Origin of the sequence: Alistipes sp. CAG:268 (genome assembly GCA_000434235.1) — a bacterium.
Taxonomy (GTDB): Bacteria; Bacteroidota; Bacteroidia; order Bacteroidales; family Rikenellaceae; genus Alistipes; species Alistipes avistercoris.
Window position 1 is genome coordinate 32,126 of the sequence record FR892019.1, and the last position, 482, is coordinate 32,607.

A 482-nucleotide genomic window follows, 5' to 3' on the forward strand; every position below is an offset into this window, starting at 1 on the left:
CTGCTGCGGCTCCGTGCCCTCATGACGGCTTCGGGATGCAGCGAACTGCTGGCGCTGTCGTTCCGCCCGATGGCCGACGACTTCCAGCGCCACATCCACGTCGTGCCGCCCCTGCTGCGCCGCGAAGCCCTGATCGGCCGCACCGCCAACGAGGGATTCATCCTCGGCTACATGGTGAACAACGGTTTTGCGGGCGAGGTGCGCAACTGGTGCGCCCGCCATCCGCAGCACTCCGTAGAGCTCTTCTGCGACCGGCCCGACGGCTGCCGCAACCAACCTCCCGAAGGCAACCTGCACCTTCACCGCCTCGACGACCGGCTCTTTCTCGACGCCATGCGCAACTGCCGGGGATACGTCACTACGGCCGGATTCGAATCGGTCTGCGAAGCCCTCTACCACGGCAAGCCGATGCTGCTGGTGCCGGCCCACATCGAGCAGCGCATCAACGCTGCCGACGCGGCAGCGGGCGGGGGCGGGGTCGG

1 protein-coding gene is annotated in these 482 nt (G+C 68.0%); it reads left to right on the plus strand.

Going from position 1 to position 482, the window contains the following annotated elements; translation table 11 throughout:
• The coding region (locus tag QZL63_RS09770; protein ID WP_290586784.1) for a glycosyltransferase family protein at positions 1-482 on the plus strand (482 nt) is incomplete at both ends.